10 protein-coding genes are annotated in these 13,589 nt (G+C 54.6%); all 10 read left to right on the forward strand.

Annotation, left to right across the window (positions count from 1 at the left end; translation table 11 throughout):
- The first annotated feature begins 16 nt into the window (after positions 1–16).
- The 10 genes from ABGT88_RS04670 to ABGT88_RS04715 all read left to right on the forward strand — a co-directional run bounded on the left by ABGT88_RS04670 (position 17) and on the right by ABGT88_RS04715 (position 13,579).
- Complete coding sequence (locus tag ABGT88_RS04670; protein ID WP_346700693.1) at positions 17–1,468, forward strand: hypothetical protein; 1,452 nt, start codon at positions 17–19, stop codon at positions 1,466–1,468.
- A 249-nt stretch (positions 1,469–1,717) separates the two neighbouring features.
- Complete coding sequence (locus tag ABGT88_RS04675; RefSeq protein WP_346700695.1) at positions 1,718–3,385, forward strand: C10 family peptidase; 1,668 nt, start codon at positions 1,718–1,720, stop codon at positions 3,383–3,385.
- Between the two features lie 185 nt (positions 3,386–3,570).
- Positions 3,571–4,242, forward strand: a complete 672-nt coding sequence (gene lptC, locus ABGT88_RS04680; RefSeq protein ID WP_258326538.1) for an LPS export ABC transporter periplasmic protein LptC — start codon at positions 3,571–3,573, stop codon at positions 4,240–4,242.
- Positions 4,239–5,495 carry a hemolysin family protein gene (locus ABGT88_RS04685; protein ID WP_346700698.1) on the forward strand — a complete coding sequence of 419 codons (1,257 nt, stop codon included), beginning with the start codon at positions 4,239–4,241 and terminating at the stop codon, positions 5,493–5,495. The genes lptC and ABGT88_RS04685 overlap by 4 nt, the downstream gene beginning before the upstream one ends.
- Before the next feature lie 119 nt (positions 5,496–5,614).
- A complete protein-coding gene (locus ABGT88_RS04690; RefSeq protein ID WP_346700700.1) occupies positions 5,615–7,711 on the forward strand; it encodes a SurA N-terminal domain-containing protein in 2,097 nt (698 codons plus the stop codon).
- A 105-nt stretch (positions 7,712–7,816) separates the two neighbouring features.
- Positions 7,817–8,842: a 23S rRNA (adenine(2503)-C(2))-methyltransferase RlmN gene (rlmN, locus tag ABGT88_RS04695; RefSeq protein ID WP_346700702.1), complete on the forward strand. Its 1,026-nt coding sequence runs from the start codon at positions 7,817–7,819 to the stop codon at positions 8,840–8,842.
- A gap of 113 nt (positions 8,843–8,955) precedes the next feature.
- Positions 8,956–10,056, forward strand: coding sequence for a 4-hydroxythreonine-4-phosphate dehydrogenase PdxA (gene pdxA / locus ABGT88_RS04700; protein ID WP_346700704.1), 1,101 nt, complete (start codon positions 8,956–8,958; stop codon positions 10,054–10,056).
- 25 nt (positions 10,057–10,081) lie between these two features.
- A complete protein-coding gene (locus tag ABGT88_RS04705) occupies positions 10,082–11,278 on the forward strand; it encodes a saccharopine dehydrogenase family protein (protein WP_087408165.1) in 1,197 nt (398 codons plus the stop codon).
- A gap of 389 nt (positions 11,279–11,667) precedes the next feature.
- Positions 11,668–12,288, forward strand: coding sequence for a TetR/AcrR family transcriptional regulator (locus ABGT88_RS04710; RefSeq protein WP_298663394.1), 621 nt, complete (start codon positions 11,668–11,670; stop codon positions 12,286–12,288).
- Between the two features lie 4 nt (positions 12,289–12,292).
- Positions 12,293–13,579, forward strand: coding sequence for a TolC family protein (locus ABGT88_RS04715; RefSeq protein WP_346700707.1), 1,287 nt, complete (start codon positions 12,293–12,295; stop codon positions 13,577–13,579).
- Positions 13,580–13,589: the final 10 nt, after the last annotated feature.

The raw sequence follows: 13,589 nt of genomic DNA on the forward strand, positions 1-13,589 counted from the left end.
ATAAAAATATAGAACAATGAAAAAGTATATTATAGGATTATTCTCAGCAATCTGCCTCATGGGGGCAGGTTGCACCGAGTTTGAGGATTATGCTCCGGTCAATATGGGAGAGGGCCCGGCTGTGACGCTCTCGGTCGAAAAGACCAATGTCGATGCCTTCAACTTGACGGTGACTCCGGCCGAGGGTACGGTTTATTATGCTTACATCGTAACCAACCAGGCTCAGACCATCGATGCCGAAACGCTGTTGCAGGCTGGTTATGAAGGTGCCGAGCTGTTGAAAGCTGCCGAGACTCCCTCGCTTTCCAAAGCCTACAACAATCAGACGATAGGTACTACTTACTATGTATATGCCGTAGCTTCCGATGCCAATGGTCTTTGCGGTGCCGTAGCTTCGGCAACGGTCGACCTGCCCGATACCGAGGCTCCCTATCTGGTAAGTGTACCCGATGGTAACCTTTACACGGCAACGAACAGCGGTCGTTCGGTAACGCTTACGTATAACGAGACGGTAACTCGTGGCGAAGGTGCCATCACCTACAACGTGACGAAGGGCGACCTTACCTCGTATGCCAGCGGTACCATCGAAACGGTGGTTATCAACGGTGAGTCGGTTACCATTACGTTGCCCGAATCGGTTGCATTCGATCCAAACGAAGCTAAATCGTATGTATTCCTCGACTTCGCTGCCGGAGCATTTGTCGACGGTGCCGGTAACCAATCGGCTGCTCTGAAGGGTGGTGTAGACCAGGAGACTCAACTCGTAGGTGCTCCTTACTGGGAGTATGTACCGGGTGGCAGCACGGGTGACAGTGAGTTTACGGGGACCTTTGGCTTTATGTTCTATCAGTATGACTTCCAAACTCAGCAGCCCGGTACTGATCCTTATGGCTTTGATACCGAGTTTGAATTGAAGCATGAGGATAATCCCGATACGATAGTCATCAAGAATTTCTATTTCGAAGCTTCGGCATTTACCGCTGGAGAAAACTCGTTGGAGGCTGTCGTAGAGGGTAATAACTTCAAGATTGCCGATATGTTGCCTATGGGTGTGATTCCCATGAGAGATCAATCTGGCGCATCTTTCAATTGTCTTGTATGTTTTGCCGGTGTACCCGAGAGCGAGGGTGAACAATTTGAGTGGATTAACTTCAATGCTACCGACGCTCAGGGTGTTACAGGATATGTTGCCGATCGCTGGTGCGGATTATATCTATTTAATTTCGACCTTATCCAGAATCCGGATGCCGAAGGCTTCAATCTGGGTTGGTATGATGTCTGGAACTTGGCTGTATTTATGAAGGGCTCGGTTCAAGCTTCGCCTTCGGCCGGCATAAATGCGACAGCTCCTGTAGTGAAGAAGCTGGGTGTTCGCCAGGTTGACTGGTCGCTCTTCAGACCATTGACAGGCAGCGAGAAAGCCAAAGCTCAAAGAGCTGTGAAGGGCATCAAGGCAAAACGCTTCTAATCAGCTAGATTGATATTGATATCTTTATATGGAACAGGCTGGTACCCGCGAGGTATCGGCCTGTTTTTTTACCTCAGGTCTCTATTTTTTTGCTCGTTTGACTCTTTTTTGATAGAAAAGAGTAGGGGAAAACATCATTTTGTATGTTTAAAAACATAGAGAATGTTAAATTGTTGCAGAATACATTCGAATTATCTATTTTTGTCAATCGATAAATCGTGTATCTGTAAAACGAACCAAAAACCGATTATGAAATATAGATTATTAGCTTTCGTAATGCTGCTCTTCTCGTTTGCTGGAGGAAGTTTTGCAGCAGTAGTGTCTGAGAAGACCGCGGTAGATACCGCAACCAAGTTGTTAACCGTGCGTGGCGGCTCATCGTTCAAAGGCGGAAATGCCACAGTAGAAACCGTTTCGCAAGATGGCGCTCCCATGTACTACATCGTACGTTTTGAAAAAGGCGGCTGGGCTTTGATTTCGGCTGAAGATACGGTAGACCCGTTGCTGGGCTATTCGTTTGACAGTGAGTATGTGTCGGACGGTCAGCCTGCCTGGATACAAAGCTGGTTGAAAGATTATACCGATCAGATTAAGTTGGCGCGCAAGTCGCCCGCTCTGCAACGTCATTTCCGCTGGGCAGGCGATGTAGTGACTCGCGCTACCGAAGACCGCATCGAGCCGTTGGTGCAGGTAACCTGGAACCAGGGTGTACCTTATAACGCCTATTGCCCGGCTGCAACGGGTGGCCCCGGTGGCCGTGCCTATGTAGGTTGTGTGGCTGTGGCCATGGGTCAGGCACTCTCGGTTATACGTTATCCCCTGCGTGGTACGGGAACGAAATCGTACTATTCGAATCAGGCCGGTACGGTATTGAGTGTGAACTTCGATAACGAGCCCGACTACGATTGGGATGCCATTCTCTCGGGTGCCAACAACTACGACGAGGTGGCTCGTCTGCTCTACCACTGCGGTGTACTCATCGACATGGAGTATAGCGCCGAGGGGTCGGGTGCCATTACCGATAACATTCCCGGTTACTTCAAGACCTATTATGGTTTCCCCGAAACCTGCGTATGTTACAGCCGTGACCGTTATCAGGGTGGCGATGACGCCTGGCATGAATTGCTGCGAAACGAGTTGAGACGTGGCCGCTGCGTAATCTATGCCGGTAACCAAGGCAACAACGTAGGGCACTGCTTCAACCTCGACGGTTGGGACGGCTTCAACCAGTATCACATCAACTGGGGCTGGGGCGGCCAGAACAACGGCTATTTTACCCTCAATAACCTGGGCGACGATATTCAAGGTTCGTATCCCGACAACCATCGTGCCGTAGTAGGCGTGGCTCCTTTGTCGGAGACTCCGTATGACATCCGCTTGAGCACCACCCGTGTAGCCATCGGTACCCCTGCCGGTACCCCGGTAGCCGATGTAACGGTATACAGTGATATGGTAGATGCCCAGTATACTTTTGAGTTGAAAGGTCAGCAGCTGTTTGGCGGCGGTTATGCCGAGGCCAGCTACGAAGTGCGCGACGGCAAGCTCTACACGACGAAACTGATTGAAGACAAGGCTATCCACAAAACGGTATATATCAAGGCTATCAATGCTTCGAGCGGTAACTCGTATGAGAAGAAGTTCGACCTGCAACTCTACACGTCGGGTTCGGGTATCGACGAGGTATTGGCCGAGGGTGTGAAACTCTATCCTGTGCCTGCCGACGATGTGCTCAACCTGGAGACTCCCGAGGCCGAGGGCCGATATGTGGTTTACAGCGTAGCCGGCACGCAACTGTTGCGCGGCCAGGTGAGCGATACCCTCACGACCATCGACGTGTCGGGTCTCTCGCGTGGTAGCTACATGCTGCAATATTCGACGGCTCAAGGCGTGGTGAACAAGGCATTCATCGTGAAATAAAAAACATTGACCATAGTGATATGAAGGGTCGTTCCCTACGGGGTGCGACCCTTCTTTTTGTCTCGGCCCGGCAGGGTGGGGCGAGGCGGGGTAGCCCCGGGAGCCCTGGTGAGAGGCATAATTTTTGCGGGAATATTTGGAGTGCCCTGCAACTATTTATAATTTTGCGACATAGTTTCAGTAGAATGACAACAAACAAGAACAGCGACCGGTGGTTTCTGCGCGTTTCGCGCTGGGGGCTCGTGTGTTTTGTGGCTTTCCCCTTGTTGTGGTGTGCCTGCTCGGGTTCGAAAAACGAGGTAGTCGAGGGCTTTGACGACGTCTCGGAGGTGCCCACGTTGCGCACGCTCGGCGTAGAGACGCTCATCTCCGACTCGGGGATTACCCGCTACCGCATCAAGGCCCCCGAGTGGCTTATCTACGAGAATGCCAAGGAGCCCTACTGGTTTTTCCCGAAGGGGTTGTATGTCGAGAAGTTCGACTCGGTATTCGCCACCGAGGCCCTCATCCAGGGCGACACGGCCACCTATTTCAAGAATCAGCAGTTGTGGCGTCTCGACAAGAACGTACGCATCGAAAACACCAAGCAGGAGGTGTTCCTCACCTCGCAGATATTCTGGGACCAGCGCAAGCGCGAAATCTACTCCGACTCGTTTATCCACATCGAGACTCCCGACGAGGTAATCGAGGGCTACGGATTCAACTCGAACGAGCAGATGACCCGCTACCGCATACGCCGCACGAGCGGTATCTTCCCCATCAAGCGCGACACGGTTGCTGCCGACTCGGCACGGACCGATAGCGTGAAGCCGCAGCCTGTACCGGCCGTGCGTGCCAAACAAATGAAGAAATCATGAATTGGGTTGTAATCATTATCATAGCGTTGCTCTTCTCGGCCTTCTTCTCGGGTATGGAGATTGCCTTCGTGTCGTCGAACAAGGTACGGGCCGAGTTGGATATGAAACAGAAGGGGCTGCTGTCGAAGATACTGAGCCTCTTCTATGGCAATGAAGAGCAGTTTATCTCGACCATGCTGGTGGGCAACAACATCGCGCTGGTCATCTACGGTATGGGCATGGCCGCCCTGCTCGAGCCGGTCATCGCGCTGGTGTGGAACCAGGAGGCTTTTGTGGTGCTCATGCAGACCCTTATCTCCACGCTGCTCATTCTGTTTGTGGGCGAGTTCATGCCCAAGACCATCTTTCGGGTCGATCCCAACGCCACGATGCGGTTCTTTGCCCCGCTCGTGTGGCTCATCTATGTGATTCTCTATCCCATCTCCAAATTCACCTCGATGGTTTCGAAAGGGGTGATGCGTATGGCCGGGGTGCGGATAGCCCACCACACCAACACGCTGATGAGTAAGATCGAGCTCGATTCGTTTATCCAGAAGAGTATCGACGAGAGCGACTCGAAGGCTCCCGTAGAGCCCGAGATGAAGATATTCCAGAATGCCCTCGACTTCTCGAACGTGCACCTGCGCGACTGCATGATACCCCGCACCGAGCTCGTGGCGGTCGACATCGACGAGGTGACCGACGAGGAGCTGCTCCACACCTTTGTGAGTACGGGTATCTCGAAGGTGGTGGTCTATCGCGAGAATATCGACAACATACTGGGTTACATACACTCGTCGGAGATGTTCCGCCAGCACGACGATTGGCGCAAGAGCATTCGCCCGGCGGTCTTTGCTCCCGAGAGCATGCTGGCCAACAAGCTGATGCGCAACCTCATGCAGCAGAAGAAGAGCCTGGCCATCGTGGTCGACGAGTTTGGCGGTACGGCCGGACTGGTGACTCTCGAAGACCTGGTAGAGGAGATTTTCGGTGACATCGAGGACGAGCACGACACGCAGAACCTCGTGGCCCGTCGGGTGGGCGAGGACGAGTATGAGTTCTCGGGCCGCATGGAGATCGGGCGCATCAACGAAGAGTTCGGGCTCGACATCCCCGAGTCGGACGACTACCAGACCGTGGCCGGTTACATTCTGTACCACTACCAGACCCTGCCCCGCCTGGGCGAGACGGTAGAGATTAATAACTATCGGTTTACGATTTTACGTCGCAAGGCTACGAAAATAGAGCTTGTGCGCATGAAAATAGAGAAATAAGATATTTTTTTTAGTTATTCTGTGCCGAGATAAATTCAAATTTTTGTATCTTCGTGCCCTTAGTAAAAGAGGATAAAAAAATAATAAAATATAAAACTAAAATTCATACAAAGTAACAAATGGCTACGTTAAACAAAATCAGAAGTAAAGCAGGTTTGCTCGTGGTAATCATCGGAGTCGCCTTGCTCGCTTTTATCGTAGGGGACTTCCTCAATTCGGGGCATACCTTCTACGCCATGAATCAAAGCAAAGTCGCCGTCGTGAACGGGACCAATATCGGAGTCGAAGAATTTCAGGAGCGCGTAAAGGTTCGTACCGACGAGCTGCAACAGATGTATGCTCAACGCGGAATGTCTTTGCCCGAAGGATATGTATCGCGTATCAACCAGGAGGTTTATGACCAAATGGTAAACGAAATATTGCTCAACGAAGAGCTCGACGAACTGGGTATCGTAGTGAGCAAAGAGGAGTTGGCCGACCTGCTGACCGGCGACAACATCTCGCCGATGGTACGTCAGTATTTCACCAATCCCCAAACCGGAGTGTTCGACCGTCAAGGTCTGCTCAACTTCATGCAGGTGATTCTCGACCCCGAGGCTCACGGCTACACCACGCCCGAGCAACTGGCCCAAATCGAGCCCCAGCGTCAAATGTGGCTCCGTCTCGAGAAACAGGTGAAAGAGGATCGCGCCATCCAGAAGTTTGCCAACCTGCTGAACCGCGCCATCATGCCCAACAAGCTCGATCTCGAGAACTCGTATGCCGAGGGTAAGACTTCGGCCAACATCGCCTATGCACTGGAACCCTATACCACGATTGCCGACTCGACCATCGCCATCAGCGACAGCGAACTCAAGGCCGAGTACAACAAGGTGAAAGAGCTCTACAAGATGCCCGAGCGCCGTGGTATCAAATACATCACGGTAAATATCGTGCCCAGCCAGGACGACTATGCCAAGGCTAAGGAGAAGGTAGAGATGAACAAGAACGTATTCGCCACGACCAACGACGTGGCTGCTTTCGTGGCCAATAACTCCGACGAGGCTTACGACGATTGTTTCGTAGCCGTTTCGTCCATGCCCGAGAAGATGAAACAGTTTGCCCAGACGGCTGCCGTAGGCGAATCGTCGCCGCTCGAGTTTGAGAACGACACCTATACGATGTATCGTCTCATGGATACCAAGGTAGCCCCCGACTCGATCAAGGTGCGTCTGCTTTCGTTCCAACCCCGTTCGACCCAAATCGATAGCGTGCTCAACGTATTGAACAACGGTGGCAGCTTTGCCGAGCTTTCGCCCAAGTTCAACGGCAACGACGAAATCTGGCTGACCGAGGAGATGGCTGTCAGCGTAGGTCGTCCCTTCATCAACAAAGTATTCGGCGAGGCCGGTAACGGCTATTTCAAGGCCGAAAGCCTGGGTGGTGAGCACATTGTTCAAATCTTGTCGCGCACCGCTCCCGTGAAGAAAGCCAAAGTGGCCGCTTACGTACTGGCCGTGAACCCCAGCACCGAGACGCACACGGCTCTCTACAACCAACTGTCGTCGTACAGCGCTACCAACAATACGGCCGAGAAGTTCGACGCCGCTGCTAAAGAGGCCGGCTACACGGTCAACAGCTATGAGTGCAGTGCCGAGGATTACTCGCTGCCCGGTCTCAACGATGCCCGTCAGGCTATCCGCTGGGCCTTCAACGCCGACAAAGGTGCCGTGTCCGAAATCTTTACGCTCGACAATGCGTTTGTCGTAGCCGCTCTCGACCACGTAACCAAAGAGGGTTATGCTCCGCTCGATCAGGTGAAAGACATGCTTTCCATCCAGATTCGCAACGACAAGAAGGCCGAGAAGATGATTGCCGACCTCAAGGCCAAGAACATCACCACGCTGGCCGGTTATGCCGAGGCTATGAAAGCCCAGGTCGACAGCGCCAAGTTCGTGTCGTTCTCGTCGCCCTCGATTGCCGGTGTAGGTTACGAACCGGTATTGAGCGCTCTGGCTCCCACGGCCGAGAACGGTAAGCTCGTAGGTCCCGTGAAAGGTGTAAGAGGCGTGTATGTATTTACCGTTACCGACAAGACGGTTTCGGAACAACCCTTCGATGCACAGAACGAGGCCCGCAAGTTGCAGCAGAACTACACCTACCTGATCAACAGCCGGTTGATGGAGGTGCTCCGCGACAAAGCCGACATCGAAAACACGATGATCCGTTTCTTCTAATCGAGACGAATCGTTCGATATAAGACCACACACAGAGTGCGTATATCGTAGCAAAGGGCTCGATACACGCACTCTGTATTTGTATCACACAACCAATCGAGGTTTATGGAAAAAGAACATTTGTTGGGAAAAACCTGGGAGGAGTTGCAGGCCGTGGTGGCCGAGGCGGGGATGCCCCGTTTTGCCGCCAGGCAGATGGCCTCGTGGCTCTACGAAAAGCGGGTGTGCGACCTGTCGGAGATGACAAACCTCTCGCTGCGCCACCGCGAGCAGCTGTCGCAGCGCTACGACGTGGGGCGCTCCGAGCCCATGCAGTCGCAACGGTCGGTCGACGGCACGGTCAAATACCTGTTCCGTGTGGGCGACAACGACTTTGTCGAGACCGTCTACATACCCGACCGCGACCGGGCCACCCTGTGCGTGTCGTCGCAAGTTGGGTGCAAGATAAACTGCAGCTTCTGCATGACCGGCAAGCAGGGGTTCAAGCGCAGCCTTACGGCCACCGAGATTATCAACCAGATACTCTCGGTCGAGCATAGCGACAAGCTCACCAATCTGGTGTTTATGGGCATGGGCGAACCCTTCGACAACCTCGACGAGGTGATGAAGGCCCTCACGATTCTTACCTCCGAGTGGGGTTTTGCCTGGAGTCCCAAGCGCATCACCGTCTCGACCATCGGTCACCTGACCGGCATACGTCGTTTCCTCGACGAGAGCCACTGCCACCTGGCCGTGAGTCTGCACTCGCCTTATCCCGATGAGCGTCTGCAGATTATGCCCGTAGAGAAGGCCTTCCACATGAACGACATTCTGGCCCTGCTGCGTCGGTACGATTTCTCGCACCAGCGGCGTCTCTCGTTCGAGTATATCCTCTTCAACGGATTCAACGACGACCTGGTGCATGCCGATGCGCTGGCCCGTCTGCTCAAGGGGCTCGACTGCCGGGTGAACCTCATCCGCTTCCACGCCATCCCGGGGGTGAACCTCAAGAGCTCCGATGCCCGGTCGATGGAGGCCTTCCGCGACCGCCTCAACCAGCACGGCGTGACAGCCACCATACGGGCTTCGCGCGGAGAGGACATATTTGCCGCCTGCGGCATGCTCTCGACAGCCGAGAAAGAGCGCAAATAGGGGCCGAGGTGTAAAAGTAGTCCCCGGCAGCGATGTATATCGGGGATTTTTCTTATCTTAGTGGGCCGAAATTTTTTTCTGCGGTCCAGTAAGAAAGTCAAAAAAAAGCATATATGGAACATAAGATAAAAGTGGGTATTACCCAGGGAGATATTAACGGGGTAGGGTATGAGGTGATTCTCAAGACCCTCTCCGACCCGCACATCCTCGAGATATGTACACCGGTGGTTTACGGTTCGGCCAAGGTGGCCGCCTATCACCGCAAGGCCCTCGACATACCGGCCGTCAACTTCAACATCGTGGCCGATGCCTCGATGGCCGATGACAACAAGATAAACCTCATTACCTGCGTCGACGACGAGGTGAAGGTAGAGATAGGCAAGGCTACGGCCGTAGGCGGCGAGGCTGCCTATGCTGCCCTCGAACGGGCTGCCGCCGATATGGAGGCCGGCACGATAGATGTGCTGGTGACGGCACCTATCAACAAGCACGCCATCCACTCCGACAAGTTCGACTTCCCCGGTCACACCGAGTACCTGGAGAAGCGGCTGGGGCGTGGCAGAAAGTCGCTCATGATTCTGCTCAACGAGGTGATGCGGGTGGCTCTGGTCACTACGCATCTGCCTATTTCGCAGGTGCCCGGGGCCATTACCAAAGAGGCCATCCTCGAGAAACTGCGCATATTCGAACAGTCGCTCAAGCAGGATTTCTGCGTGGTGAAGCCCCGTATTGCCGTGCTTTCGCTCAACCCCCACGCCGGCGACGACGGTCTGCTGGGCAGCGAGGAGAACGACATCATCAAGCCGGCCATTCAGGAGGCTATCGGCAAGGGCATGCTCTGCTTCGGTCCCTATCCGGCCGATGGATTCTTCGGGACGGGCCACTTCAAGCAGTTCGACGGTGTACTGGCCATGTACCACGACCAGGGTCTGGCCCCCTTCAAGGCGTTGGCCATGGAGGACGGTGTGAACTTTACGGCGGGGCTGCCTGTCGTGCGCACTTCGCCCGACCACGGCACGGCCTACGATATTGCCGGGCAGAACAAGGCCGACGAGCAGTCGTTCCGCCACGCCCTCTATCTGGCGCTCGATGTCTATCACAACCGCCAGTTCCACAAGGAGATTTCGGCCGCTCCGCTGCGCAAGCAATACTTCGACAAGAGCGGCGACAAAGAGGTGCTCGACCTGACGGCCGACACCGACAAGGATGAATAATTCAAAAAGAAAAACAACAGATATAATGGGAAAAGTTCTTATTATCGGCGCCGGTGGCGTTGGAACGGTGGTAGCGCACAAGGTGGCGCAGAACCCCGATGTATTTACCGAGATTGTGTTGGCCAGCCGCACGCAGTCTAAATGCGATGCGATTGCCCAGGCCATAGGCGACAAACGCATTGTGACCGACCGGGTAGATGCCGACAAGGTAGACGAGCTGGTGGCTCTGTTCAAGAAGCACAAGCCCGATATTGTCATCAACGTGGCTCTGCCTTATCAGGACCTCACCATCATGGATGCCTGTCTGCACTGTGGGGTCAACTACCTCGACACGGCCAACTACGAGCCGCTCGACGAGGCCAAGTATGAATACAAGTGGCAATGGGCCTACCGCGAGCGTTTCGAGCAGGCCGGCCTCACTGCCATCCTGGGTTGCGGTTTCGACCCGGGTGTGAGCGGCGTCTATACGGCTTATGCCGCCAAGCACTACTTCAAGGAGATGCACTATCTCGACATCGTCGACTGCAACGCCGGTAACCACGGCAAGGCTTTCGCCACCAACTTCAACCCCGAAATCAACATCCGCGAGGTGACTCAAAAGGGTAAGTATTACGAGAACGGCCAGTGGATTGAGACCGAGCCGCACGAAATTCACCGTCCGCTCACCTATCCCAACATCGGTCCCAAGGAGTCGTACCTCATCTATCACGAAGAGCTGGAGTCGCTGGTGAAAAACTATCCCACCCTCAAGCGGGCCCGCTTCTGGATGACCTTCGGGCAGGAGTACCTCACGCACCTGCGGGTTATCCAGGACATCGGCATGGCCAGCATCGAGCCCATCATGTACAACGGTATGGAGATTGTGCCCATCCAGTTCCTCAAGGCCGTGTTGCCCAACCCGGGCGACCTGGGCAAGAACTACACGGGCGAGACCTCGATCGGTTGCCGCATCCGCGGTATCGACAAGGAGGGCAAGGAGTTGACCTACTACGTCTACAACAACTGCAGCCACCACGCCGCCTATCTCGAGACCGGTGCCCAGGGCGTAAGCTACACCACGGGTGTGCCGGCCATGATCGGTGCCATGATGTTCCTCACCGGCAAGTGGAACATGCCGGGCGTTCACAACGTCGAGGAGTTCGACCCCGATCCCTTCATGGAGCAGCTCAACAAGCAGGGATTGCCCTGGCACGAGGTGTTCAACGGCGACATCGAATTGTAAACCGTATAGTTGATTGATATTCAGTATCGAGGCCGCTCCGGTATCCGGGGCGGCCTCGACTGCTTTTGTGCGGTTGTCGAACAGAGATATTTGCCGAATATATCCGGTTGATTTTGTTCTATTTGCTCGGAATGTTCCGTTTGGACTATTGGGGCGTGTAGGCTATTGGGCACTTTGCCGCCTGTTATTCTTTTGTTGATAAAGAATTGTGTTTTAATGATTCAAAACTATACGTTCGGTTATTTTTCATTTCTATCCGGTTCAGGGGTGTTCAGTAAATATTCTTAAAAAAATAAAAAAGAAAGAGGTCGTAGGATATTTATATGGGAATATGTGTATATTTGAACTAACAATTTTGTTAGACGATTTTGTTAAACCGTTTTGTTTGTATGGGAATGAAAACAAAAGATACTGAGGGTGAGATACTGCGGGCCGCGGAGCAGGAGTTCATGCTCAAGGGATTCGACGGAGCCAAGACGGCGTCGATAGCCCGGGCAGCCGGGGTGACGCATGCCATGCTCCACTACTATTTCAGGACCAAGGAGCAGCTTTTCGACCGCATTCTCACCGACAAGCTGAGCCTGATGGGGCGGTCGGTACTTGCCTCTTTTGGCACGCCCGACCTCCCGGTGCTAGAGCGGTTGAAGAGGGGGATAGGCAGTCATTTCGATTTTCTCATGGAGAACCCCGATTTGCCCCGGTTCATCGTGAACGAGGTCTTCTCGCGCCCCGAGCGGTATGAAGTGATGCGCGAGAATATCTCGCGCATAGCCGACGGGCTCATGCAGCAACTGCAGCGGGAGATGGACGTGCTGGTCGGGCGGGGCGAGGTCGTGGCCATCGATGTGCGCCATCTGTTGCTCGACATTGTTTGTCTCAACGTCTTCCCCTTTGTCGCCTATCCTTTGATCGAACCCGTATTCGGCCCTGTCGCCGCCGACCGAAGCCAGTTTTTCGAGATGCGCAAGGCCGAGAATATAGAAGTAATTATGCGTCGAATAAAAAAATAGAGCCATGAAGAAACGTGTCGTTGTTTTATGCCTGGGGCTGTGGTGCGGCCTCGTGGGGGCCCAGGCCCAACTTACGCTCGACGATTGCCGGCAGATGGCTCGGGAGCACTATCCCGAGATACGGCAATACGATTTGATACGTCAGACCGAGTCGTACAACCTCTCCAATGCCGCCCGGGCCTGGATTCCGCAGGTGGCTCTCTCGGCCCAGGCTACCTGGCAGACCGATGTGCCCACCTTCCCCGATGTGCTTACTGGCATGCTGGCCCGGCAGGGGCTGGAGATTCCCGGCTTGCAGAAAGACCAGTACAAGGTGGGGCTGGAGCTGAACCAGACTATCTGGGACGGCGGCAAGTCGGCCGCCGACCGCAGTATGGCGCGGGCCGAAGCGGCCGAACAGCGCTCGACGGCCGATGTCGAGATGTATACGCTCGAGGGTCGTATCGACGAACTCTATTTCGGTATCCTGCTGCTCGACGAGCGCATTGCCCAGACCCGCCTCACGCAGGATTTGCTGCGCAGCAACCTGGCCAAGGTCGAGGCGTTGCAGCGCAACGGCGTGGCCATGCAGAGCGATGCCGATGTGCTCGAGGCCGAGCTGCTCACGGTGGGGCAGCAGTTGGGGCAGTTCGAGGCGTCGCGCGAGAGCTACCGCAGCATGCTGGGGCTCTTTATCGGCGAGGCGTTGGGCGACCGCACGTTGTTGCGGCCTGCCGTCGTGGAGCCGCCGATGGGGGGTAACGAGCGGCCCGAACTCTCGCTGTTTGCCGCCCGGATAGACCGGCTTGCGGCTCAGGAGCGGCTGGTGAAGTCGGCTTCGATGCCCCGATTGGGACTCTTTGCCCAAGGCTATTACGGCTACCCCGGGCTCGACTTCATGCAGGGCATGATGAACGACAATTGGAGCTGGAACGCCCTGCTGGGGGTGAAGCTCTCGTGGAACTTCGGGGCCTACTATACCCAGAAGAACAACCTCGACAAGTTGCGCAATTCACGTCTGCAGGTCGAGGTGCAACGCGACATATTCCTCTTTAATACCCAGTTGCAGAGTACGCAGGAGAATGGCAACGTGGCCCGCCTGCGCCGGGCTCTGGCCGACGACGACCGCATCGTGGCCCTGCGGCGGTCGGTGCGCGAGGCGGCCGAGTCGAAACTGCGCAACGGGGTAATCGATACCCACGACCTGCTGCTGAAGATTACCGACGAGGCCAACGCCTCGATGGCCCGCAGCATGCGCGAAATCGAACTGCTGAAGACGCTTTATGAACTGAAACATACGATAAACCGATAAATCCTGAACA

It is taken from the genome of Barnesiella sp. An22 (genome assembly GCF_963931395.1).
GTDB classification, from domain to species: Bacteria; Bacteroidota; Bacteroidia; order Bacteroidales; family Barnesiellaceae; genus Barnesiella; species Barnesiella merdigallinarum.

Bases quoted from the DNA above. Each gene is read 5' to 3' on its own strand.
- ABGT88_RS04685 (WP_346700698.1), top strand. From the start codon at position 4,239: ATGAATTGGGTTGTAATCATTATCATAGCGTTGCTCTTCTCGGCCTTC.
- pdxA (WP_346700704.1), top strand. From the start codon at position 8,956: ATGGAACATAAGATAAAAGTGGGTATTACCCAGGGAGATATTAACGGG.
- lptC (WP_258326538.1), top strand. From the start codon at position 3,571: ATGACAACAAACAAGAACAGCGACCGGTGGTTTCTGCGCGTTTCGCGC.
- ABGT88_RS04675 (WP_346700695.1), top strand. From the start codon at position 1,718: ATGAAATATAGATTATTAGCTTTCGTAATGCTGCTCTTCTCGTTTGCT.
- ABGT88_RS04705 (WP_087408165.1), top strand. From the start codon at position 10,082: ATGGGAAAAGTTCTTATTATCGGCGCCGGTGGCGTTGGAACGGTGGTA.
- ABGT88_RS04690 (WP_346700700.1), top strand. From the start codon at position 5,615: ATGGCTACGTTAAACAAAATCAGAAGTAAAGCAGGTTTGCTCGTGGTA.
- ABGT88_RS04670 (WP_346700693.1), top strand. From the start codon at position 17: ATGAAAAAGTATATTATAGGATTATTCTCAGCAATCTGCCTCATGGGG.
- ABGT88_RS04710 (WP_298663394.1), top strand. From the start codon at position 11,668: ATGGGAATGAAAACAAAAGATACTGAGGGTGAGATACTGCGGGCCGCG.
- ABGT88_RS04715 (WP_346700707.1), top strand. From the start codon at position 12,293: ATGAAGAAACGTGTCGTTGTTTTATGCCTGGGGCTGTGGTGCGGCCTC.
- rlmN (WP_346700702.1), top strand. From the start codon at position 7,817: ATGGAAAAAGAACATTTGTTGGGAAAAACCTGGGAGGAGTTGCAGGCC.